The 24,225-nt window shown below is 40.4% G+C and carries 16 protein-coding genes; 5 read left to right on the top strand and 11 right to left on the bottom strand.

Annotated elements, in window-relative coordinates:
• The first annotated feature begins 7 nt into the window (after positions 1–7).
• Positions 8–1,426 carry an efflux transporter outer membrane subunit gene (locus tag BMY70_RS19475; RefSeq protein WP_090337967.1) on the top strand — a complete coding sequence of 473 codons (1,419 nt, stop codon included), beginning with the start codon at positions 8–10 and terminating at the stop codon, positions 1,424–1,426.
• A gap of 128 nt (positions 1,427–1,554) precedes the next feature.
• Here BMY70_RS19475 and BMY70_RS19470 read toward each other — a convergent pair whose 3' ends face one another.
• The 8 genes from BMY70_RS19470 to BMY70_RS19430 form a co-directional block, all read right to left on the bottom strand.
• The gene (locus tag BMY70_RS19470; protein ID WP_090337966.1) at positions 1,555–5,358 is read right to left on the bottom strand and encodes a BamA/TamA family outer membrane protein; all 3,804 of its coding nucleotides are present in this window, start codon (positions 5,356–5,358) and stop codon (positions 1,555–1,557) included.
• 116 nt (positions 5,359–5,474) lie between these two features.
• Positions 5,475–6,335 (bottom strand): SdiA-regulated domain-containing protein, encoded by an 861-nt coding sequence (locus BMY70_RS19465; RefSeq protein ID WP_090337965.1) that lies wholly within the window; start codon positions 6,333–6,335, stop codon positions 5,475–5,477.
• A gap of 34 nt (positions 6,336–6,369) precedes the next feature.
• Entirely contained in the window at positions 6,370–8,394 is a 2,025-nt protein-coding gene (ppk1, locus tag BMY70_RS19460) for a polyphosphate kinase 1 (protein ID WP_090337964.1), read from the bottom strand.
• A gap of 12 nt (positions 8,395–8,406) precedes the next feature.
• Positions 8,407–9,651, bottom strand: coding sequence for a Pycsar system effector family protein (locus tag BMY70_RS19455; RefSeq protein WP_090337963.1), 1,245 nt, complete (start codon positions 9,649–9,651; stop codon positions 8,407–8,409).
• 88 nt (positions 9,652–9,739) lie between these two features.
• Positions 9,740–10,273, bottom strand: coding sequence for a YceI family protein (locus BMY70_RS19450; RefSeq protein ID WP_090337962.1), 534 nt, complete (start codon positions 10,271–10,273; stop codon positions 9,740–9,742).
• A 273-nt stretch (positions 10,274–10,546) separates the two neighbouring features.
• On the bottom strand, positions 10,547–11,473 hold the full coding sequence (locus tag BMY70_RS19440) for an AraC family transcriptional regulator (RefSeq protein WP_218148654.1): 927 nt from the start codon (positions 11,471–11,473) through the stop codon (positions 10,547–10,549).
• 273 nt (positions 11,474–11,746) lie between these two features.
• Positions 11,747–13,717: a sigma 54-interacting response regulator gene (locus BMY70_RS19435; protein ID WP_090337960.1), complete on the bottom strand. Its 1,971-nt coding sequence runs from the start codon at positions 13,715–13,717 to the stop codon at positions 11,747–11,749.
• A gap of 70 nt (positions 13,718–13,787) precedes the next feature.
• Positions 13,788–16,097 carry a sensor histidine kinase gene (locus BMY70_RS19430; RefSeq protein ID WP_090337959.1) on the bottom strand — a complete coding sequence of 770 codons (2,310 nt, stop codon included), beginning with the start codon at positions 16,095–16,097 and terminating at the stop codon, positions 13,788–13,790.
• A 418-nt stretch (positions 16,098–16,515) separates the two neighbouring features.
• On the opposite strand from BMY70_RS19430, the gene BMY70_RS19420 reads away from it, so the two are divergent.
• From BMY70_RS19420 to BMY70_RS19410, 3 genes are all read left to right on the top strand, one after another.
• Positions 16,516–17,073: a YfbU family protein gene (locus BMY70_RS19420; protein ID WP_229209691.1), complete on the top strand. Its 558-nt coding sequence runs from the start codon at positions 16,516–16,518 to the stop codon at positions 17,071–17,073.
• A gap of 1,539 nt (positions 17,074–18,612) precedes the next feature.
• Positions 18,613–19,938, top strand: a complete 1,326-nt coding sequence (locus BMY70_RS19415) for an MATE family efflux transporter (RefSeq protein WP_090337957.1) — start codon at positions 18,613–18,615, stop codon at positions 19,936–19,938.
• 129 nt (positions 19,939–20,067) lie between these two features.
• Entirely contained in the window at positions 20,068–20,901 is an 834-nt protein-coding gene (locus BMY70_RS19410) for an oxidoreductase (protein ID WP_090337956.1), read from the top strand.
• A gap of 102 nt (positions 20,902–21,003) precedes the next feature.
• Here BMY70_RS19410 and BMY70_RS19405 read toward each other — a convergent pair whose 3' ends face one another.
• Together BMY70_RS19405 and BMY70_RS19400 are read right to left on the bottom strand one after the other, a co-directional pair.
• Positions 21,004–21,588 carry a TetR/AcrR family transcriptional regulator gene (locus BMY70_RS19405; RefSeq protein ID WP_090337955.1) on the bottom strand — a complete coding sequence of 195 codons (585 nt, stop codon included), beginning with the start codon at positions 21,586–21,588 and terminating at the stop codon, positions 21,004–21,006.
• A gap of 59 nt (positions 21,589–21,647) precedes the next feature.
• Positions 21,648–22,370, bottom strand: a complete 723-nt coding sequence (locus tag BMY70_RS19400) for an IclR family transcriptional regulator (RefSeq protein ID WP_143072135.1) — start codon at positions 22,368–22,370, stop codon at positions 21,648–21,650.
• A 198-nt stretch (positions 22,371–22,568) separates the two neighbouring features.
• Between BMY70_RS19400 and BMY70_RS19395 the strand changes: the two genes are divergently transcribed.
• Positions 22,569–23,519 (top strand): aldo/keto reductase, encoded by a 951-nt coding sequence (locus tag BMY70_RS19395; protein WP_090337953.1) that lies wholly within the window; start codon positions 22,569–22,571, stop codon positions 23,517–23,519.
• A 23-nt stretch (positions 23,520–23,542) separates the two neighbouring features.
• On the opposite strand, the gene BMY70_RS19390 is transcribed toward BMY70_RS19395, so the two are convergent.
• Positions 23,543–24,097 carry a DUF4269 domain-containing protein gene (locus BMY70_RS19390; protein ID WP_090337952.1) on the bottom strand — a complete coding sequence of 185 codons (555 nt, stop codon included), beginning with the start codon at positions 24,095–24,097 and terminating at the stop codon, positions 23,543–23,545.
• Positions 24,098–24,225: the final 128 nt, after the last annotated feature.

Genomic DNA, 24,225 nt, shown 5'->3' with positions numbered 1-24,225 from the left:
ATACAACATGAAAAAGTACCTTAATATACTCACATTTTTGGTGTTGCTGACAGCGCTGGCTGCATGTAAGATCTCCAAAAATGTGGAAACCCCACAGACTGCATTACCTGAAACTTTCAGGAATGCGGTCGCAACAACGGACACGGCAAGTATTGCTGATCTGCCGCTTGACAGTTTTTTTACCGACGCATCGCTCCAAAAGTTACTTGACAGCGCCATCGCGAAAAACTACGATATGCAAATTGCTCTTAAAAATATCGAGGCTTCACAGCTTTTGTTCAAGCAGACAAAATGGGCTTATTTCCCGGATGCAAGGCTTCAGATCACAGCCGGCTCTAACCGTCCGTCTGATAATAGTTTGAATGGATTAAGTGCGAGTTCTTTTTTAAATACTACGCATATTGAAGATTATACTGTCAGTATGGGTTTATCCTGGGAAGCCGACATATGGGGAAAAATCAAAAACAGAAACGGTCGCGCACTGGCAGAATATCTTCAAACAATTGAGGTAAAAAATGCGATCCGGACCAATTTGGTAGCTATGGTTTCTCAAGGATTTTACAACCTGCTGATGCTGGACGCCCAGCTTGGTATCGCCGAAAAAAACCTTGCTTTAAGTGATAGTACGTTAAGAATTTTTGGATTTCAGTTTGCTTCCGGGCAAGTAACCTCTCTTGCCATCCAGCAAGCAGAAGCTCAAAAACTGACAGCATCAAAACTAATTCCAGAATTGCAGCAGGCAATTATTTTGCAGGAAAATGCGCTGAGTATCCTTGCAGGAGATTTGCCTGGGAGAATGGAAAGAAATCTTAAACTTGATCAGATTTCATTCCCTGAAACATTGGCGACTGGGGTTCCGACATCAATTTTAAACCGCCGTCCAGATATCCGGAGGTCAGAACTTGCCCTGGACGTAGCCAATGCCAACGTAGGTATCGCAAAAGCTAATATGTACCCAGCTCTAACGATCACAGCATCGGGCGGTATCAATTCTTTCAAGGCATCAAACTGGTTTAACATTCCGGCTTCCTTGTTTGGCGCCGCAGCAGGCGGACTTACCCAGCCTTTGTTTCAACGAAATCAGTTAAAAACGCAGTTCGAAGTTTCGAAATTAGAACGTGAAAGAACCGTGATGGAATTCAGACAAACAGTATTATATGCAGTTGGCGAAGTATCTGATGCTCTGGTAAAAATTGAAAAACTGAAAGAACAGCAAACCATCGCCGACACGCGGGTCAGGACGCTGCAGCAAGCGATATCAAATTCGAAAATGCTTTTCCAGAGTGGTATGGCCAATTATCTTGAAGTGATTACCGCGCAGAGCAATGTACTTCAAAGCGAGCTAGAGTTGGTGGCCATCAAGCGTGCGCAACTTGCTGCTAACGTTGACCTTTACCGATCTCTCGGCGGAGGCTGGCGAAATTAAGAGTTGATAATTGTGGTTAAATAATAGTTAAACAGGTCGCAGGAATTATTATCCTGCGGCCTGTTTTTTCATTCAAAACATAAAAATCTCGGTGTTTCTTAGAATGAATTTTGAAACCGTTGTTTCAATTAAAACCAGAAGCCTAGACGTAACATAATCCTTGGAGATTCTTCGGTTTTTTCTTTTGGAAAAAATGCTCCCAGCGATAATGTAGCAATATCAACCGGTGAAAACCAGACTCCGCCCCCATAATCATAATGCCAGTTTTCGGAAGGATATTCTTTTAGCCAGACACGGCCATAATCAAATCCGCCGAAGACGCCGAAAGTGAAAGGCAGTGTCTCGTTATAACTGCTGTTAACTTTAACGCGAAGATCGGTACTGTGCCAAACACTGCTTTTCCCGTAAAATCGTTGCGTACGATAGCCACGTAATCCCTGACTTTCCTGGTTTCCACCCAACGTTGGCATTTGGAAAAATTCAAAACCGGCACCGAAGTTCAGGCCTGTACCAATTTGGGAAGCGATAACGAATCTTTCTTTTTTATCCATACTCTTATAGAAAGCCAGCTGTGCCCGCAATGCCGTAAAATTATTGCTCTCTTTAAGATTCCATGCCCAGCTTAAATCAGTGTGAAACCGGATACCGGAATGCGGCGAAAAGATATTATCAACGTTGTTAAAACTAAATCTGGCCTGTGCACCACCAAAATATTTTGTCTTAAAAATGTCACTTTTATCGAGATCGCCGTCCGTTGTCGTAATATACCGCCCAGCCGTTTCCTGAATTTTTGAAACTTCAAATAATGGTCCGAGCGCCACAAATCCATTCAATCCGATTCGCTTTTTAATAGCCGGATAAATGTGGATCGCTTTCTGTCGAACGCGGTAAAAATTCGGATCATCGACCGGACGCTGGCTGTCGTTTCCCAAACCTGAATAATTGAACGCGTAAGACGGGCCGTGGTAAAATGCGTCAAGATAAAAATCGAATTTTTTAAAGGCATTAATAAAGTCGCCGGTATAGTCGAGTTTTAAGGCTTTTGTCCCGAAAGAAAAACTGCCGCCAATATGCTGAATCGACGCATAAGGCTCCTTTTTAAAACCATAACGTATCATTGTCAAACTTCCGCCAATCAAAAATCCATCGTCCGGATTGTAGCCTATAATCGGAATAGGCATATTAATATTGTAATCGCTGCCTGTCCCGCGACGATCATAAATATTGTAGCGATATAGGCCGGTCCGTTCATCGGCTGTTTCGTTACCTTTCACAACTACATTTTCCGCCAGATCGTCGTAGACAATCGTCTTCTTCGCACCGCTTCTCACGATTGAACTATCCGCAAAGGTATCCTTACCCGTTCCGCCAATGAGCCGAACCTTGATTCCCTTTTTTGAAGAACCTTTTGTTATAAATTCATCATCATTTCCATTGCCGTAAATATTGATGGTCCTGGTGATCTTGTGGTCGAAAGTCCGCTGATAGTCAAGCCGCTTTTCTTCGCCTTTTCTTGATATTTCATAAATGGTCACGCGGGTATGATCATTGTCGATTCTTTCGATTTCAAATCTCTCCCGCTCTTCCGTCCCCAGAATATCAACCGATTTGCTTACAAAAGCGTAATGTTCCCTTGCAATTTTCAGCAGGTTATCCCGTCTGGTTTTGATACTTTTAATGATCCAGGGTGCCGAAAGTTCACGCGCCTTATCGGGCCAACTTGCAAAAGCATTTTCTATAACCTGATCTGTCAGATTTAACTGAATGAATTTTGCCTGCTTTTCCCACTGTTCCCAACTTAGTTCAGTCAGAAACGTACGGTCAAAAAGCCGCGCACTCCAACTCGTCCATTTCATACTTTTTATCTCAGGCTGATATGTCTGAAGTTGCCTTAAAAATGGCATTGTAGTCAGTTTCGCAATGGATGTAAACAAACCGTCATATCTCGAAAAAGCCTGGTCACGATCGCGCGGGATAGGCCGGTATAATGTGATTCCGTCCTCTTGCTTTTTCGAAGACCACGTCCACTGGTCGTCATGCCGGTCCCAGTCGCCAATGATAAAGTCCAGCAACCTGGTACGCAGAGCCCATTCTTCATCCACTTTATATTTCCCGTCTTTCAGAATATTTTCCATCAGATCCGGTGTTCCGACAATCTTGTCTGCTTTCCCGAAAAAGTCATCATTTTTCCATCGTTTCCCATCAGGGCGCTCCTCGAACAGACTCATGCTTCCACCAAAGATCGAATTGAATACACCCAAATCCGGCTGTGATGGCACATAAAACAATTTAGGATTGGTATGGTAAACCTGGATCGCATCAGCCAGCGGAGGAATTGCCAACGGCGCAAATGGGTGCGTCGACAGGAAGTTGTCTTCCGCGATATATTTTGCGGCGGTCATCTTATTAAATGGAAAAGGTAACAGCCGGCTCACATCCTTGGTCATTCCGCGAAGCACATACTCCTTCCCTTCCGAATCACGAAGGCGAAGCGAATTCGTTTGATTTCCCCCGCCCTGTTTGACTGGTGTCAGCCCGCCATGATAAGTTGAAAGGTCAAGTACCGGAAACGGATATTGTTCCTGATAAAGCTCACGGTTATGTGATCCGAAAAAGAAATTATGTCCCTTGTTAACCTTCTTTACAGGATTCGCCAAAATGGATTTCTCTGTCGAATCTTTGTGCTGATTATATTCTGTAAAAGCTGGCTGAACTTCATCTTTCGCTTCGGTTGATCTGCCTTTGATTTTCTTTTGAAAAACCAACTCAGATTTTGTACCATCCTCATTAACTTCCCAAAATTGCACCCACGATTCTCCGTTATCATAAAAAGCCAGTGTAGTGTATCCCAGAGCTGCCGAAGCAAATTGTGAGCCTTTCCCCAATCTTACCGGCGCAGTTCTGGAACCGCTTCCACTGACAATGAATTTCTGAGATTCGCTTTCAATAAATTGCAAGGCATTTTCATGGGCACTTGCGAAAATAAAACTTCCGTTTTTACGAACACCTGCCATCATTCCCGCTTTCATATCTTTGTAAAATGGGTTCGAAATATCCTGTTTCGGTCCGATACTGCTGCGGAACAACGCAGCCAAACTGCCGATAAAAGGTAACGGAATGTATAAATTTTCATGAAGTGTTGTCAACGGAAAAAGATGCTGTTTCACAGTAAAATTTCCGCCATGTTCACCGTAGGTATAAGGAGGATGATGCAAAGCGATCACTAAGTTTTTATTCTTGTATTTCCTGACAAGATTTTCAAAAACAAACTTGAATGTCGCCCGGTTTTTAACATCGCAGCCGTCATTAATGGTTGGTTCTTTATCCCAATCCGTCAGCCACCATTGCGAATCCACGACCAGAACCACAACCTGATCGCTAAGTTCAACAACCTCCGGCCCGGAACAGCCATCATCCGGAATAAAATAATTCTCAAACTCATCCATTTCCGTTTTTCCCCGGCGGCTGTTCAGATAATTTTCAATATAATTTTCTTCACGTTTCAACCCTTTCAGGCCCCAGCCTTTCCAGTCGCGGTTTCCAGGCAAAAATATTGGCCGTCCTTTGTAGTTATCCAGCGTCTGCAATTCCGAATTGATCCGATACTCAGCTTTCTTTCGTTCTACCGAATCTTCCTTCGGCGGCATTCCTTTTTCATAGATATTATCTCCAAGAAACAAGATTGAACTGTTGGAAGATTCTGTCGGCAACTTCGTTTTAAGGTATTTCAAAACCGGCGACTGTGAAGTTGGCGAATCATCGCCAGCATTGCCCACAAGATACATGGTATGCGTCAATATCAATCCCGGACCCGGATTTTGATTTTTCCAGTCAGCCGTCTCTTTTACGTATTGATTTTTTTTATAAGAAGCGCAGGAAGAAGCCAATACAAGGCCGAAAATCCCGAATAAAGAAAGTAGTTTTATTTTCATTGCGACGATTTAAAAACACGTTGTGATCATAAATTGCAAACTCAACAGCATATAAAATCCATGAACTCCCATTTAAGAAAAAGAGCAAGTGGAATAAATAATACGGTACTGAAATGTTACTTCGCCAATCTTTTAAATTTTAAGATATTTCCATCCTTTGTATCATCTCCTTCGTTAGAGATATACAGATTCCCCGAATTATCAAAGGCAATCCCCTCAGGCTGGTTGAAGTTATTGCTGCTAAGCGGGTAAGCTAATTTTGGCTTCCAATTTTTGTCAGTCACGACCAAAGTTTTATTCAAACTGGAGAGTATATACCAGTCTCCCGAAACAGGGTTTTTCGCAAGTGCGGATGGCTGAAATCCTCTTTTAACTTTAACGCCTAGTGCTTTTACCTCATCTGTATTCAGTGTAAAACTTCCCGTTTTTTGAACAGTACTTCCAACATTTAATATAAACCCTGAGACTTTTTTCCCGGGATTATCAATGGAACAGGCTTTACACAGAACGTATATTTTACCAGTAGCTTCGTCTCCATACATGCCCTCATATTCTCCTTTCGGCAACAGGTTTTTCCACTCTTTTGTTTTGGTAGTTTCTTCAAACTGAGCTTCCGAAACCGAAAATGTATACAAAACGCCAGTACTTTTTAAGACGACAACCTGTCCTTTCACCAATGTTATATCCTCATAATCACCTTTCCCTGAAAACTTCGTGTGCTTCTGTCTATGATTTTGCCAGGTTAAACGAAAAACTTTACCTTCTTCGTCCTGAACTGCATATACGACATCGTTTTTTCCCTTGTTAAAAGCAATTCCGGAAATTTCTTTCAGGCTCTCCGGCATGTTAAAAGCCTCGGGCCGGGTCAGGTCATACTCTTTCAGAAAATTTGCACTTCCGCCAGTAGTATTACACCCCATTCCCAGAAGAATGAATGAGAAAAAAAGAGCTGAGAATGAAATCTTATGGTGGTTCATATTTCTTCATTAAAAACAGACAACATGGTCTGTTTTATTTAATTTCTGATGATAAAAGTTCATAAATCGCTTCCTGAGATCTCACCTGATCACCATCTTTATTTTGCAGCGAAACATTATGCAGTTCCTTATCGATCAGAACAGCCTGGACATTATCCTGCCATTGAATTGTCAGAAGATTGATCATCTGCCTTCTGATCACATCGTTATAAATAGGAAAACAAACTTCAATTCTTCGGTAAATGTTGCGGTTCATCCAGTCAGCCGAACCCATATAAACTTCGTCTTTACCAGTGTTGTGAAAAAGGAAAATCCGGCCGTGTTCCAGATACCTGTCTACAATTCTTTTGACCGTTATATTTTCGCTCTGCCCGGGAATTCCCGGAACCAGCCGGCAAATACTACGAACGATCAGACTGATTTTCACACCGGCATTTGAAGCATCGTATAGTTTTGTTATCAATACTTCTTCTTCCAGATTATTCATTTTTATTATGATAGAAGCAGGCAGTCCGCGTCTCGCATTTTCAATCTCGCGATCAATCATTTCCAGAAATCGCGTCTGTAAATTGAACTGGGCTACAAGCAAGTGCTGAAACAGGATATGCTGTGTCGCTTTTCCTTTCCGTTTTCTCAAAAAATCAAAAAGCGCTTCCATTTCGGCCAGCATAGGCTGATACGCCGTCAGCAAAATATGATCGGTGTAAAAACGTGCCGTATTTTCATTCAAATTCCCCGTTGCCAAAAGTCCAAGATAAGGAGCGCTCTGGTTCTTCCTTTTCACCAGCGCGATTTTGGCGTGTACCTTCAATAAATTGCCGCTATAAATAATTTTCACGCCAGCAGCCTTCATTTTTTTGGCCCAGCGAATGTTATTTGCTTCATCAAAACGAGCCTTCAATTCAACCAGAACAGAAACTTTTTTCCCATTTTTCGCAGCACTGATCAGCGCGTAACCAATCCTTGAATCACTGGCAACCCGATACATTGTCGTATAGATCCGCTCTACGGAAGTGTCGATCGCGGCTTCGTTAAAAAACCTTATTATAGTATCATATGACTGATAAGGGGCATGGACAATCCGGTCTTCTTTTTCAACTGCCCGAAAAAGCGTTTCCTGCAATTCCGAAGGCCTGATACTTTGCACGGATGGCCACGGCTTGTACGAAAGCGAAGCATTGGAAACCGGAAGCTGCGCCAGATCTTTGAGATTATGATGCTTTCCACCTTCAACAACTGAGGCTTTCTGAAGATTAAAGATCTCGATCATATCCTGTAAATGTCTCAGTGGCATTCCGGGTTCGTAAAGAAATCTGGTGGCAAAACCAAAATCCCTTTTACGCAACTGTTTTTCAATTTTAGCGGCCAGATCTCCGAACTCGTCGCGAAGGTCAAGTTCGGCGTCCCGGGTAATCTTGATATTATATGACCCGACAATAACCGCGGAAGGAAAAAGATGCTGTAAATTCTGCCGGATCACATCTTCAAGAAAAACGATGTAATCTCCGTCCTCCTGCGTTATTTTGTAAAAACGGGGCAAGTTATTTGTTGGAATATTGACCAGATATAATTGTTCGTCGCCCGAGGTATGTTGAACAATAACTGCCTTATAAAGCTGGTTGTTCTCAAGAAAAAAGTCCGTATTCCGCTTGATAAGAACCGGCTGTAAAAAGCCTGCAACCTGCGTAAAAAAGTAATAATCCGTGTGTTCTTTTAGCTTCTCAGGTATCTTATCATTGTAAATGAGTTTGAAACAATACTGTGTCAGGCCGGGCAAAACCGCTTCGTTAAAAATCTGGCCGAATTCTTCCTGCTGACGATCTATAATCTGAACAGCTTTCCGGTAAACAGTCAGGCCGGTTTTCTCCTTATCCATTTTTTTCAACGCCAAAAGAGCAGGCATCCGAACGCGGTAAAACTCATCAAGATTCGAAGAAAAAATCGATAAAAATTTAATTCTCTCATTCAACGGAACAGAATCCTTTCCTGCTTCTTCCAACACCCGTTCGTTGAAAGAGAGCCAGCTAATATCCCGGTCTGCGAAAAAATAAGCACTCATCAATAAAGAATATTAAGATCCGAGAAACATAGAACTGACTACAAAAGCGATAACCGACGCTACAATCCCAAACATAAAAATATTGTAACCGGTGCGCAAAAGCCGGTATTTCTTTCCTAGCACCACCCCCTGAGAATAAACATCTTTGGTCAAACTTCCATATAGAAATTCACGATCGTTCATCATTTCCTGCATACCTTCTGCATAATCCTCGAAGCTCATACGGTAAAAGTTACCAAAAAACAGCAGGTTTACTTTTTTATCTTCAATATCTTCTTTTGAAAAAGTACCGTGCGGAACCGAAGGGCGGGTTGATAGAATCGAAAAAACCATGGTTGTCACGCAGACGGTCAGGAGCATCAAAGTCGGTACGATTAAATTTGAATTGTCTTCGAGTTTCCGGAGGAGCACACTGAGCAAAACAGAAATGATAATTGAATTGGTCGTAATCATAATATTAGCCTTATTATCCGCCATATCACTGAGCCTTTGATGATTCCCCGAACTGATCCGGAACATCGTTTCTATTCCCTTATCCGGCCTGTCATTTTTTGACTTTTTATTTTTTGAAGTTTCGTTGTCGTCTTCTCCTTTTTTATCTGTTTGGACATTTTCTTTTTGCTTAACAGGCTCAGGAATAGCATCGAATAAATTTTCCTCTTTCAGCACTTTCTTTTTCAGTTTTTCGAGATTTTCCTGCTTCCCGCTCTCTAAAAAATTTCTACCAAATTCCGTTTGATACTGATGTGATTCCAGAAATTTAATTGTCTTGACCCGCCAGGCATTCTTATCTATTTTTCTGCCCGTATTTTGTTCCATTTCTTTTCGCAAAAGCTTATTCATCCCGGAAAATTGTTCCGTGCCCAGATGATAAAGGTCAGCGTCGCAAATAATTTTTTCTAGCAGATTTTCAGGAGATTGCGGAATATGCGTTGCAAGAATACATCCTTCGACAGCTTTGATAATTCCCGCCTCTACGTTCAGCTTTGCCAAAAACGATGCTGCAATCTCTGATCCTCTCTTTTCATGGCCGGGAGCGTCTCCTGTGTAGTACCCGCAATCATGAAACCATGCCGCCGAAATAACGATGAAAAAATCCTTATCCTCTAATTTATATTGTTTTGCAAGCTTGGAAGTATTCGCTACAACTTCCTCCGTGTGACTAAGATTATGATACGGCAATTCGCCTGAAACCTTCTTGTTATTTTCAGATCTTATAAAGTTTTCAACTTCTTCCAACAAGACAGAATAATTCATTTCAGGGGCAGATTTGGTTTAGAAATTTAGGTTTTCAAAATACCGGTTACTTTCCTCAAATATCTGCATAAGATTCCGCATTTTGCATTTATGCTTGCTTAATCAACTGGATTTCTCCCGAATATTTTACCTTGTCGCCAACCACGACGCTACCCGCTTCTGTTACTGCGTTCCAGGTCAGTCCGAAGTCTTCCCGGCTTATCTTTCCTTTCACAGTAAACCCGGCTTTTCGCTGTCCGTACGGATCAACGGCGATTCCTCCAAACTCGACTTTAACCTTGACAGGATGGGTAATTACTTTGATCGTCAATTCTCCTTTCAGTTTGCTTTCCTCATCTTCCTGATGAATGCCGGTTCCGACAAACCTGAGCTGGTTATGTTCTTCACCATTGAAAAATTCGGCAGATTTCAGGTGTGCATCCCGCTGCTCGTTTTTTGTGTCTATCGAATCGATATCCGCCGTGAAGATAATATTTGATGCTGTTGAGAAGTCTTCATCCTCAGTAGTAACTTCAAGACTGAAATTCCTGAAATAACCCGTAATTGTGCTTATCATCAGGTGTTTTACTTTGAACGAAATCTCGCTGTGTGCAGGATCCAGCAGCCATTTAACTTGTGCCATAAGTAGAGAAAGTTTGTTATAGATATAGAAAAAAGTACTTAAATAAAGTAAGCAAACTTATCTTAAACAGACCATTGAAGAAATGTCTAAAATCCGGCTTTTGTTGTATAAATACGAATTTCGTGAAAATGCTATTGCCAGAAATTATTTAAGATTTCCAGTGAGTAGGCAGAATAAATACGTACCGAAAAAATGTAGAGAATTGAATTTCGCTCATTTAATTTCCAAAGAATTTTTTTTGATGAAGAGTAAGTTGTTTAAAAATGCGCGAAGTCAATAAGCCAGCTGCCCGCTGATTTCTTTCTTAAAACTAGTGTAGCTCCTGCCTGATACATTTTTGAAAAACTTACTAAAATGCGCTATATCGTCAAAGCCCAGATCGTAAGCGATTTCCTTCATACTTAGATCGGCATAAACCGCCTGTCTCTTCGCTTCAAGCACAATTCGCTGCTGAATGTGATGGCTCGCCGGAAATCCTGATACCTTTTTCACAATTTCATTTAGATAATTTGGAGTTACAATCAATTCCTCGGCATAATCTGTCACCATTTTCTTTTTAGTAAAATTCTTTTCCAGCAGCGAATGAAACTTTTTTGCTAACTCTACATTCTTGGATTGTGTCGTTTTGTAGCTTAGGTTTTCATATTGACGAGTCAAATGGATAAGGAAAATTTTGAGAAAAACCCTCAAAATCTCGGAACGCAGTAAAAACATATTGTCAAATTCCTGCTTCATTTTCAAGGCCGCATGATCCAGCTCACGCTCCATTTCTTCGTGCACCGAAAAAGCCGGAGAATGTGAAAAGGTATTGAACAATCCTGTATTCAAAAGTAAATCGAAATTGTTTTCGTGTAAACATAAAAATTCCGAATTGAAGGAGATCACATAACCGTCGGTATCCTCAGTCGGACGAAACAAATGGATTTGGCCCGGCCTTAGGCAATAGATAGTTTTGTTCGTAATCTCAAACTTTTCCAGGTCAATCAAATGCGTCCCAGAGCCTTCCTTAACCCAAATGATCATATAATAATTATGTCGTTGAGGCACAAGATCGTCCTTCCATTTATTTTCCCGCATCCAATTGATGGTCTGTATTTCAAATGGCACGTTATTGCCAGTTTTTAATTGCTGCATCGGCGGCGTTGCTGTTTTATTCAAACGGACAGCAGGATTGTGATAATTCGGGAAACTGTTGGTCATAACTGTGGAGTTTTGCGTGAGAGATCGAATCAGGAAACCAATCATTCTTATTCGGTTACTATCACTGTTACTTCATAAATATGCCAAAATCACATCTTGATAAATAAAATCAAAACAATTACACAACTACCTTATCAACAATCACTTAAAATAAAAAAATCATAATTTAATAAAAAGACGAACTCCGAAAATTTCGGAGTTCGTCTCAAAATCTCCGAAAATACAGGAGATTGTTTCACTCAGTTTTGGAGAAATCAGACTTTGTCCTGTCGTTCAGGATGAAAAATCTTCTCTTTTAATACCTAATTTACTTATCCTCGATTCAAGCGTTGTAGGATTTATGGATAAAATTTTGGCGGCTCCATGTTCACCACGGATACGTCCGTTTACTTTTCTCAAAATAGAAATAATGTATTCACGTTCTGTCTGGTGCTGAATTTTTTTAACATCATCAAAAGTCTGGATTGCCGGTTGCTGGGTGTGCGATGCAGGACGGGAACCAGCGGCCGGAGCAAGCGAGCGCTTAAGAACCAGATCCGATTTACCGTCGCTCAGGATAAGTGACTGCTCGATAACATTTTCCAGCTCCCGGATATTCCCCGGCCAGTGATAGGCATGCAGTTCAGACATCATATCTCTCGATATCGCTGGTGTAGTCTTCTTCATTTTTAAACAGTATTTCTGAACAAAATAGTTGGATAAAGCTTCGATGTCATCTTTTCTTTCGCGGAGTGGAGGCAACTGGACGGGAAAAACGTTGAGGCGATAGTAAAGGTCAAGTCGAAAACGCCCCTCGGCAACTTCCTTTTCCAGATTTCTGTTCGTAGCCGCAATGATCCTGACATTAACATCAATGGGCGCTTTTCCTCCAATTCTTTCTATTTCCTTTTCCTGCAAAACCCGAAGTAATTTAACCTGCATATCCAAAGGCATTTCCCCAATTTCATCTAGAAAAACGGTACCACCCGCAGCTTGTTCAAACTTTCCGATCCGCCGCTCGGCCGCACCTGTAAAGGCGCCTTTTTCATGACCGAACAATTCAGATTCGATCAGATTCGCAGGCAATGCTGCACAGTTAATTTTGATAAATGGCTTTGTTTTACGAGGTGATAAATGATGAACCGAGTACGCCACACGTTCTTTTCCGGTTCCACTTTCACCCAGGATCAGCACTGATGTATCAAAAGGAGCAACTTGCGCAATTTCATCCAGTATGGTTAACAGAACATGGTTACTCCCTATAATACCTTCAAAGTCAACGGACTGTCGTGGAGACTCTCCGGTAACATCGATAGGGAGATTATCCTTCCGTATCTCAGGTCCCCGTAAGTCAAGCATACCGTACGCAGCGGCTTCAAGAGATTTTTTTAAACTTGTCAGCAAATCAAGGTGCTGGACATTGTAAATTGCAGGGCTGCGACTGAAGAACGAAAAATTGAAAACGCCGCCGCCCGTCAGAGGCAAAGGTATATCAAGATTAGATTTCAATCCGAAAGTTTTAGCAATCAACTCCTTGACCGGATTTTCAATACATATTGCCAGGAAGGATTTTTCATCGTACCGCGCACCGGTAACATTTGGCGGAGTTTTTTCCTGCATTTTTTTTAAATCCTGCATTTTGGTCTTCGACATGATCAGAAATTCCTCGATTCCGATATACTGATATTCATCAAAACCTATCCTTAAAAAACTTCCTCCAACGTACGGAATATCTCCTTCTGCTTTGGTACCAATAGCCAGATAATCAAAAGGAATAACGGACTGAAAAGCGCGAACTATTTTTAACATTTTACTATCCCAACCGAAATCCTCGACCAGAATTTCTTCGAGTAAACTTCGTAACAGAATTTCTCTCCTGAGCTTTGACTCAAGGCTATGTTCGTGTCGGTATCGGGCAATATCCAGACTGACCAGGACATCTTTCTCCCGGAATGGTTTGACCAGAAATCCGTAGGGCTGGGTCGCTCTGGCTGCCTCCAAAATGCTTTGATTGGAATTCGCCGAAAGGTAGACGAACGCAATATTTCTCTCATTTAGCTGCTTTGCCAGGTCGATACCGGTTAACTTTCCTTTCAATTGAATATCCAGTAAAACCAACGATGGATTTTGCTTATCAATAATTTCCAACGATTCAGCCACAGATCCCGCGATACCACAGACTTTATAGCCTGCTCTTTCCAGCATGAGGCGCAAGTCGTTGGCCACAATAAATTCATCTTCGACAATTAGAATCTTTTCACGCATAAAAGTCAATTTTGACGCTTAACCAAAAGTGCTCTTTCACTTAGTATAATGGCTAACTATTGTATGTTTGTTATGTCAATTTATCGCCGACCTCTGAGTAATTAAATAAAGACGGAGTTCTTCGCTTTCTGCTTATTTTGTCAAATCCGAAGGTTATAAATAGTTCCAGGCCATTTTGGGTTTTGAGATTAAAGGTTCCGCCAAGCTGCTTGCTTAGCCCACGCATAAGACTCATACCCAACGTTTTTATCTTGTTAAAATCAAACCCGTCAGGTAAACCTATTCCGTTATCGGAGATAATCAGTTCATATCGATTTTTTGAAATCTCTTTCATTGAAATAATGATAAGCCCGTTTTCTCCATTCGGAAAAGCATATTTGATTGCGTTCGTTATGGCTTCATTTAATATCAGGCCAATCGGCACGGCTTGGGTAACATCAAGTTCAATCGGCTCAATTACGTCTTCAAAACGGATTCTTTCACGCGTATCAAAACTGTCCTTCAAATAATGAACAAGTTCAGGAATATATGTTTGCATACTAATAAGAGCAACATTATCGGATTGATACAATTTTTGGTGAATCAATGAAATCGCCTGAACACGGTGTTTACTTTCACGAATGGCGGTCACGGCGGCGTCACTTTCCAGATAATTTGACTGAGAGTTCAGCAAACTCATCACGATCTGAAGATTGTTTTTTACACGGTGGTGAATTTCCTTCAGCAGCCATTCCTTTTCCTCCAAAAGTGCGTCTTTTTCATCTACAAGATTCTGAAGTGATAAATTTTTTTGATTAATTTCTTTTTGCTGAAACTGGAGTTTTTGGTTACTAGCCTGTTTGAGACGATAGCGGTTATACCCTAGCGCTACGATTATCAGCATCGATAAAATACATGCAAATGTCACGTTTCTCAACAAATTGGCACGCTGCAGTTCATTTTCCTGCAAAAGACTTTTATTCAATAAAAGCTGAATATTTTGTTCCTTTTTCTCCGTTTCGTACTGAACCTGAAGTTCCTCGATTTGCTTGCTTCTGGCCTCATTAAAAATGGAATCGTTCAACGCTTTATGCAACTGATAATGCTGTATCGCAGAGACATAATTACCTGATGCTGAATCAACTCTAAAAAGTAATAACTCAATATCCTTGATGTTTGATAAAGTGTAAATTCCCTTTGGCAACTTCAAAGCCTTATTCAAATAAACTGCCGCCCTGTCGTATCGTTTTTGTTCCAGATAAAAGGTACCAATCGTTTTGTAAGAATCTGCCAGAAAAAAATTTTCCTGTTTTAAAGATTCCTGCCAGGTAATCATTTCAAGATAAAATTTCTCCGCCAGATCGAAATGCCCTAATGCCTTATACGAATCTCCCAAAGCAGTGGCAATAATGGATTTATCAAATGGTTTGCCAGGAGGGTATTCTATTCGCGTTTCCAAAAGCAAATTCAGTCCAGCCTGTGCATTATTCAATTTGATTAAAACACGGATAAGGTCCTTGAGCGAATCGTACATTTCCAAAGAACCGATTTTCTTAAATTCCATAAATGCCAGTCTGAACCAGTCAGCTGAAACCTTCCTGTCTCCCAATTCGTCATAGATATATGCAAGACGTCTGTAAAAATAAGCCGCAGATTTTTTATCGCCGGTAGCCTGCATACTTTTGACACAGAGAATAGCATACGAAAGCGATTTATCAAAGTCTCCCCGAAGCCGGTACAAGGCAGAAAGCAGATCGTAGGTATAATGCAATTTCTTATATCCAATTACTTTATACATATGCACAACCTGCAAAAATTCAGTCTCGGCAGAGTCAAGCTTTCCCTCGTTTAAATGGACGTCTCCAATCTCTTTGAGCGCTACGATCTCCTGTCGTTTGTTTCTCGTCTGCCGGAATAAAAATGCAGCCTGACGATAAAGCGAGATTTTCTCAGCATAGTAATGTTCTGAGAAAGGAAGGTGATTTCCAAGCCAAAGCATGGTCGTTGCCTGCTGGTCTTTTGCTCCGTGCTGCATGGCACTGCTTATACCGGCTTTCAGGATTTGGATACCTTTGTCAAAGTCACCCATTTTCATGTAACATATCCCTAACATACGTCTGGACTCATAGGACCATTTGTCCGAGCTCAACGAGTCTGATAAGTTTATTGCTTCTTTTATATATTTCAATGACTGGCCCAATCTGGACGGCAACTGATCTCCCTTGTAATAATTATAATTGGCCAACTGAACTAATAACCGTATACGTGTTGTATCATTTTCGCTTTCTTGTAATTGCGCGGCCAGATTACCAATATCATATATCGGCTCGGGTATCTGTTGAGCAACGGATATAAGCGTAGAAAACAGCAGAAAAAATAATACGAACCTCGATTTCCACATGGACTTTGGTGTTACGAAATTTTCTTGGTCAAATACAAATAAGCTTACAGATTCTAATTTACAGATATATGAGTCTATATTATTTATCAGCCTGCGGTTTATTTGCAATTTTGAAAGATTTTTGGTGGTTATATTTTACGTTTCAAATGATGTAATCCCAGGCATAGGCCATGAAAATTATTAAAACAGGTGATTAATTAATAGCAGCATCCCTGCCAGGTATGGGCCGAATTAACAAATCTCACTTTTTTTACCGCACCTGACAATTGACATTCCGCTTATTCTATTGTATATATTATCGAAAAAATTCATCTGCTATCTCTAAAAATGTTTATCTCCTATCTGAGATTTACCAAAACAATTACTTTTGCAGTATACCTCATACATCCACTGACAAATAATTTATCAAAACCTTTTAATGGATTCCGAAAAGCTAAATAACATGATTCCCGAGACTATATCGCTCGTGGACCGCCAATTATTAATTAACCAATGCAAAATTTTATCTGTTCTCGGCGACGGGCAGGATAAAGCATTATATGAAAGGAGAATCGAAATTCTGGAAAAGGGTTACACCGGACTTTATCAGAAAGTTTTTAATACGCTTTACGAGGAAGTTCCTATAAGTACCTATCAGGAGGTGGACACCATCCTTAAGATGTACAGCCGGATTAATGATTCAATCAGATTACTGAGTGATCAGGATAAGGAATTGCTGGATCTTGGCAGTCTTGAATTTGAAGGATTCGATGCAAATAACGGTATGCATTATTACATGATGTCGTATCTCGTGGATCGGATGGACGAATACCTTGAATATAAAGGTAGGGAATTGAAGTCTCATACGAACAGCCCTTTAACCAAGTATAATAAGATGCTCCAGATCCACTCAGAGTTCATGCATCTAAAAAAAGAGCACTATTCTACCACCGATTTGCAGAAATTTATCGAGGCTGTAAAGGCAAATATGGAATAAACTGCCGCTTTGTTAGAAAAAATTTTATTTTTTTTGAAATTTTTTCTAAAAATAAAAATGTTAAAATTTCCTGTCGAAAATTTATTTTTTTGGCAAATTTTAAAAAACTGTATTCGAAGAATTTTGAACAATTTGTAGTTGTAGAAGTTCCTTAAATACGACCTATTTCTCCGCATTCATCGAAACGCCAATGTATGCAGTTAATATCCCGAAAATCACGGTTAAAATTAGCTGTACTAAAATATAAAAAAAGCGAATTTCTACTGTAATATTTGTTCTAAAAGATAATAAAGTAAGAATATGAATTTTCAAAGCTTCTTGTTCATTTGACTAATTTTTGAAGCATTTGTTAATTGCATTCTACAAAAAAAGCTGGTGATTTTGCAAAAATGAGTTAGCTTTGTGACTGAAAACCAGTTAAATGGTTCTCATAACGTTGAGTAAAATCAGACATCCCAAGGTCCTGCCTCCGGGATGTTTTTTTATGCCCATACGTCATAAAAACTGCTGTCAGCAACAATTTATAATGTAGCGGTCTTTACTTATTGTAACTATTTGTAGATTAATTAAATGCAAATTATTAAATAGTTAACTGGTCCTTCGAAAAGTAACAATGCTTTAAAGTATTGGTGCAAGACAAGCCACTACAACCGAGTTCCATTAACGAGTAGCCATTCTTTTGAATTGATTCTGCGATCTTTTGACAAACCAATCATTTTTCATCGTACTTTTTCTTAATCCGGATATCAGCCAGAAAGCGCATGAAAGCGTGAAAACAACCAGAATCATGAAGAAATAAGGTCCGAAGACATCTGAATATTTAAGTAGTTGTACCATAACGAATTAGTTCCAGTTATTAATCAGGTTTACTCCTACTATTAAATAATCATACCAAGAATAAAATTACTCCGACTCTGATCTATCAGCACAGTTGCGGCTGTGGAATTATCTAATAATCAGTGCGATTTGCCAAAAAACTGTGGATAAAAATCACAGATCCTACCTGATCTTGGAAATTTAAGCTGTCTTGTCCACGACATTGTTGTTAGGTTACGGAAAGAATCACATAAAGAGAATTATGGCAATAATAGCAAACGCTTCCATTGTCCGTACCCATGTGGAATCTTCTAATTTCATTTATATTACTTCCAACCGTTTCATTTTGTTCGTTTCCCGCATTGCTCTTTTCTCTTTTGATATCTGTTGGGAATGGTATTAAAACCGGAGACATGATCATGAAAATCCTGTCAAAAGGATAATTATCTCGTAAATGCTAATGATATTTTTTGCCTCACTAAGGCCAGCGGAACATTTTTTCTATCCTTTGCTGTAAAAATAAAACCACTGTAAATGTTAAAAAACTGGTAGAAGTAATTGTCTAAAACCAAGAATTCAGCAAATCATATTCTAATAATGTGAATTGCAAAATTTTTTAAAATCTGTCCTGGACAGTTATATCTTAATTACTTTTATTTCTCTACCCGCCTTATTTCAAACTTCCATAACTTTGCATCTTTTTAAGAGTGGATTGCAGATTTTATGAAAAGTGAAGCTTCAAAAACAATACGTCTGGCGCTGCCTATCATCATCGGTGAACTTGCACAAATGGCGTTACACCTGATTGACACGGCCATGGTCGGTGCGATCAGTTATAAACAGCTAGCGGCAGCGGCATTGGTAATCAACACGATGAATATCCCTTTCGTAATAGGGATTGGTATGACGATTTCCGTTTCCCAGATGGTTTCCCTTGCACACGGAAAACGGGATGCTCAACAGGTTTCTCATTACTTGTTTAATGGATTTCTATTATGTGCCCTGACCGCGTTACTGATCTCGCTGACCCTTGTTTTTGGAAAAAATATCCTTTTTCATCTCGGACAGGATCCGGAGGTAGTTACGCTTGCTCTTCCATTTATGCAGCTGATGGGGTTATCTATTATTCCTATGTTGCTGTTTATGACACTTAAACAATTTACGGATGGGCTGGAATTTACGAAAACAGCTATGCTGCTTTCTTTGGCGGGGATGCCCGTAAATATACTTTTAAACTGGCTGCTGATTTATGGTAACTGGGGTTTTCCGCGATTGGAATTAATTGGCGCAGGTTACGCAACGCTTATCACGCGCTCTTTCATATTCATAGCCCTTGCAATCACGATCCTGAAACATAAAACATTCAGCAAATACATAGCCGTTCGTAAAAATCAGTGGAAACTTCGTACGAAAACGCTTGGTGAATTGCTCCACATCGGCGTTCCAAGTAGTTTGCAAATTGGTATGGAAGCGGGTGCTTTTGCCGTTTCCGGAATTATCATCGGGACAATCGGAGCTGTGGCTCAGGCTGCCCATCAGATAGCATTAAGCAGCGCTTCGTTTACTTTTATGGTTTCTATGGGACTTGCTCAAGCCGGATCTATCCGGGTTAGTAATGCCATGGGACAAGCTAACTGGCCTAAAATTGCAGTAATCGGGAAAAGCACGATGATCACCGCATTGATCTACGGGACGTTTTGTGCGATCGGTTTTGCTGTTTTCCGTTATCAGTTGCCAAAAGCATTTAATGACAATGCACAGGTTCTTGACCTTGCAGCTTACCTGTTACTATTTGCCGCCGTTTTTCAGATTTCTGACAGTACGCAGGCGATCAGCGCAGGACTTTTACGTGGAATAAAAGATGTGAAAGCACCGACTATTTTAATTGCCATAGCTTATTGGGTCATCGGCCTGCCAACAGGTTATATTTTAGCTTTCCACTTCGACATGGGCGCACCCGGTATCTGGCTCGGATTGATTATAGGTCTGACTCTTGCCTCGGTATTTCTCATCAATCGCTTCCTAAAAATGGCCAGAAGAAATAACTAGACTTTTCATGTTCAGACCATTAAAAAATGATCGTTTGTAGTTGTTTGAAATTTGCAAATATATGTTTGAAGCCTGCAAGCCAGACCATCTCGTTCCATACTAATTTTGTTTTAACAAAACATTGTTAAAATGGACAATCCAAAAACATGGTTTATAACAGGCGCTTCAAAGGGTTTGGGCCTCAGTTTGGTTAAACAATTACTGGAAGCCGGTCAGAATGTTGCGGCCACATCCCGAAATCTTGCTGAATTATCCGCAGCCGTCAATTTTGAAATAGACTCATTCCTTCCGTTGGAAGTGGATCTTGCCAATGAAAAAAGTGTATCAGCTGCGTTAAAGCAAACTAATTCGAAATTTCAAAGTGTCGATGTCGTCATAAATAATGCCGGATATGGCATCGGAGGAAGCATCGAAGAACTGACCGATGAAGAAACTCGTCTCAGTTTCGACGTCAACGTTTTTGGAACTATGAATGTTATCCGAAAAGCTCTTCCTTACATGCGAAAGCAAAAATCCGGGCATATCATAAACATCGCTTCGATTGCCGGAATAACCGCTAATACCGGCTGGGCTGTCTATGCGGCTTCAAAATACGCTGTGATTGGCCTTACCGAAGTTTTGTCTGAGGATGTCAAATCATTCGGCATTAAAGCCACGGTGGTTGCTCCGGGAGCTTTCCGTACCAGTTTTCTTTCACAGGAATCTTTGGTTCTTACTAAAAATCCAATCGAAGACTATCAGGAAGTCCGCGACTCGCATAGCAAATACTTAAAAATGGATGGAAATCAGGCGGGAGATCCCGAGAAAGCAGCGGCGGCGATGATTAAAATTGTTTCAGAAAAAGATCCACCGCTCTATCTCCTTCTGGGAAATGACGCCTACGAACGCGCGTTTTCCAAGTTAGAAAGACTGGAAAAGGAATATTCCAAATGGGAATCGATCACAAAATCCACAGGATTTTAGTTTCTTTAATTTTTGTTGGGCCATTTAAAACAGTTGAAGCAGCCAGATTTTATAAATCAGGCTACTTTTACTGTTAAGACAAAATTGAATTGTCATTCTCCGTCACGGCTTAAGGACTGCCAATATAATGTTCACGGTATCATCGATCACACTTTTTTCCGGATCTGCTTTTCCATAGGTTTTAAGTCCCCATAGATTATTCACTAAAAAACTGGCAAGTGCACGTGCGGATTGTTTCTGCGAAATCTGGCCCGACATCTGCCCTCTCTCCACAGCCCTCAAGAATCCATCCTCCATCGCAGCACGGCTTTCAGAGATTATTTCTGCTATTTCAGCATCATGGGCCGCAAGCTCTATTCTTGAATTAACCATAAAACAACCCATCCCCAGCTTATCCACCAGAGAGTCGCGTCCGGAAGTTTTGAAGATATCTTTGATGATGCTGAAAACGTCCTGAGCATTGTCGAGTAACGTTATCATAGCTCCGGTTTCTCTGATCCGGTAGCGCTTTAAAGCCTTTATAAATAGCGTACGTTTGTCTCCATAAGTATCATACAAACTCGATCGGCTTAACCCCAGGCCATCGACAATTTCCTGCGCAGATATCCCATTATAGCCCTTATACCAAAAAAGATCGACCGCCTTATCCAGAACTTCTTCTTCGTTAAATTCCTTTGCCCTCGCCATAATTTATGTTTGTACTGCTATTAATTTTCATCGCTATTTAATAAACTCCGACTAACCCTCTATACCTGTTTTACAGAATATTTTTCCAGGTTTGAAAGTAGCTTTTTCATTTTCACCAAGCTTGTTTGAATCTCCTTTTCACCGAAACGATAGGCAGGACCCGAAACACAAACTACTGCTATTACTTTCCGATGGTGAAAAACCGGAACGGCCACACAATTCAGATCAGCTTCATACTGACAAAGGTCGAGTGCATATCCGTTTTCTTTGATTTCCTTTGTTTCCTCCCTCAAAGCCTGACTAAAATTCTCATCATTAAACTTGATCAGACTTGCCTGTAAATGGTCTGAATAGGACAGAAAAACTTTCCCTATCGCCGTGGTTGTCATCTCATATTCTTTTCCAAGGTCAAGCGAGATACGAACCGAGCGATTTGGCTCGCATTTCAACTCGTGCCGAAAATAAGAACCCATTTGAATTGCCAGATAGGAAGTTTCTCCTGTCGATTCTGTCAAATTTTCCAGCACGGGCTTCAACTCTTTTTTGATCTGGAAAAGCGAAACATCCGGGGAATATAAACATTGAAACTTGTAAGTTATTCTATAACGCGGAGTTAATTCGTCTTGTTCAATATAGCCGAGCTCTTTTAACGTATGAAGGAAATTGTGAACAGTCGTTTTCTTTAATCCAACCGCATCGGCAATATCATTGAGCCTGACGAAATTTCCGTTAAAGGCAATATATTCCAGTATTTCAAAAGCGCGCCCGATCGATTGTATCATAAAAAGTTCAGCAATAATGAACAAAACGATAATATTGTCCAATTAACATTAATTAAGTTCAAAACTAATGTAAGTTTGAGGAAGATGCAAGCCAGTCCGAAATCTGACTCCATTGGCCCGGATCTGTTTCTGACTTTCACGAACGGAACGATTTGGCACAATGATTTAACAACAAAATTGAAATGAAAATTTAAAAATATGGAAAATAGAAAATTAGGTAATTCCGAAATTGAAATAGCTCCGCTTGTTTTTGGAGGCAATGTTTTTGGCTGGACAGCTGATGATGCTACGACATTTCGATTGCTGGATGCATTTATTGATGCAGGTTTTAACGCAGTGGATACTGCAGATGTATATTCCGCGTGGGTTCCGGGGAACAACGGCGGAGAATCGGAAACTGCTATTGGAAAATGGTTCAAACAAGGTGGAAAACGCGAAAAAGTAGTTTTAGCCACAAAAGTTGGAGCGGAATTAGGTGAAGACAAAAAGGGATTAAGTAAAAAATATATTGTTGCAGCGGTTGAGGATTCACTTCTGAGACTGCAAACCGATTATATTGATTTGTATCAATCGCACTATGACGATCCGGCGACGCCGATCACGGATACGCTCGAAGCATATGACCAGCTCGTGAAAGATGGAAAAGTCAGAATTATTGGTGCATCGAATTTTCGGATTGATCGTTTGGAAGAATCGATCAAAATAAGTCAGCAGGAAGGATTGGCGGTTTATCAGACTTTCCAGCCAGAATTTAATTTGTTTGACCGCGAAGATTTTGAAACCAATGTCGCGCCGTTTACTACTGCAAATAATCTCAGTATCATCAGTTATTTTTCGTTGGCGAGCGGCTTTCTCTCGGGAAAATACCGATCAAAAGACGATTTAAAGGGAAGTAAAAGGAGCGGAATGGTCGAAAAATATTTAACTCCGAGAGGATTTAAAATTCTTTCCGCGCTGGACGAAGTGGCCGCTGAGTACAATAGCAACCCTGCAGCGATTTCACTGGCCTGGCTTATTGCGCACCCGGCCGTGACTGCGCCGATTGCAAGTGCGACAAGTCCGGAACAATTGAAACAACTGATCGAAGCTGCCACACTTAAACTTAGTGCAGAATCTATTGAAAAATTGAACGAAGCAAGCGCCTGGTAAAATAAAAAAAGCGTATCAATGAGCTAATTGATACGCTTTTTTGTTTCAGGATATGCAGTTTCAAATTTCATAAGTTCCTGATAAGGATCTCCCTCAAGACCCAGAATTTTTGCAAAAGCAGGTTCAGTTTTGTAGCCCTGCTGTTTCAATTTTATAATTTCCATTCTGAAATTATCTCCTTTTTCCAATAACAATTTATTTTCAATAAGCATATGCCGATAGCCATACTGACTTTCGGTAGGAATATTTTGTCCAAAAATTTCTATTTCAATTTTATCAATAAAGAAATTTGTTAAAGTTGTTAACTGGCCGTGAATTGAAATGTCCTGTATTCTGAAAGCTTTAAATTCACTAAACTGCGCGATTAGTTTTTCCCGGAAAGCCCGCTGATTTTTCCAGAAGCAAATGATATCCAGATCGCTGTTTTCGATGTCGATATTAATCGGAACTGTCCCGACCAATATCGGATCGAATTCATGCAAAATGTCCATAATCCTGTTTTCATTCAGGATTTTATAAGCCAGTTTTTGCTTCGGATTACCATTTTTCAGGTAAGAAATGGATGTGAAATCAATCATAGCGATTTACTCGTCTTGGCAAAAAGGTGCGCAAATTTTCGCTTTTTTGTTCTGTTTGGCAAAATTTGAGTCTGGAATTGTTGCTATGGCTAAATTTTGCAGAATCGGGAATACTACTATATGTCCGG

The sequence above is a fragment of the Dyadobacter koreensis genome (genome assembly GCF_900108855.1).
GTDB classification, from domain to species: Bacteria; Bacteroidota; Bacteroidia; order Cytophagales; family Spirosomataceae; genus Dyadobacter; species Dyadobacter koreensis.
The sequence above is the reverse complement of the archived record's forward strand: the minus strand, read 5'-3'. Positions and strand labels throughout refer to the sequence as shown.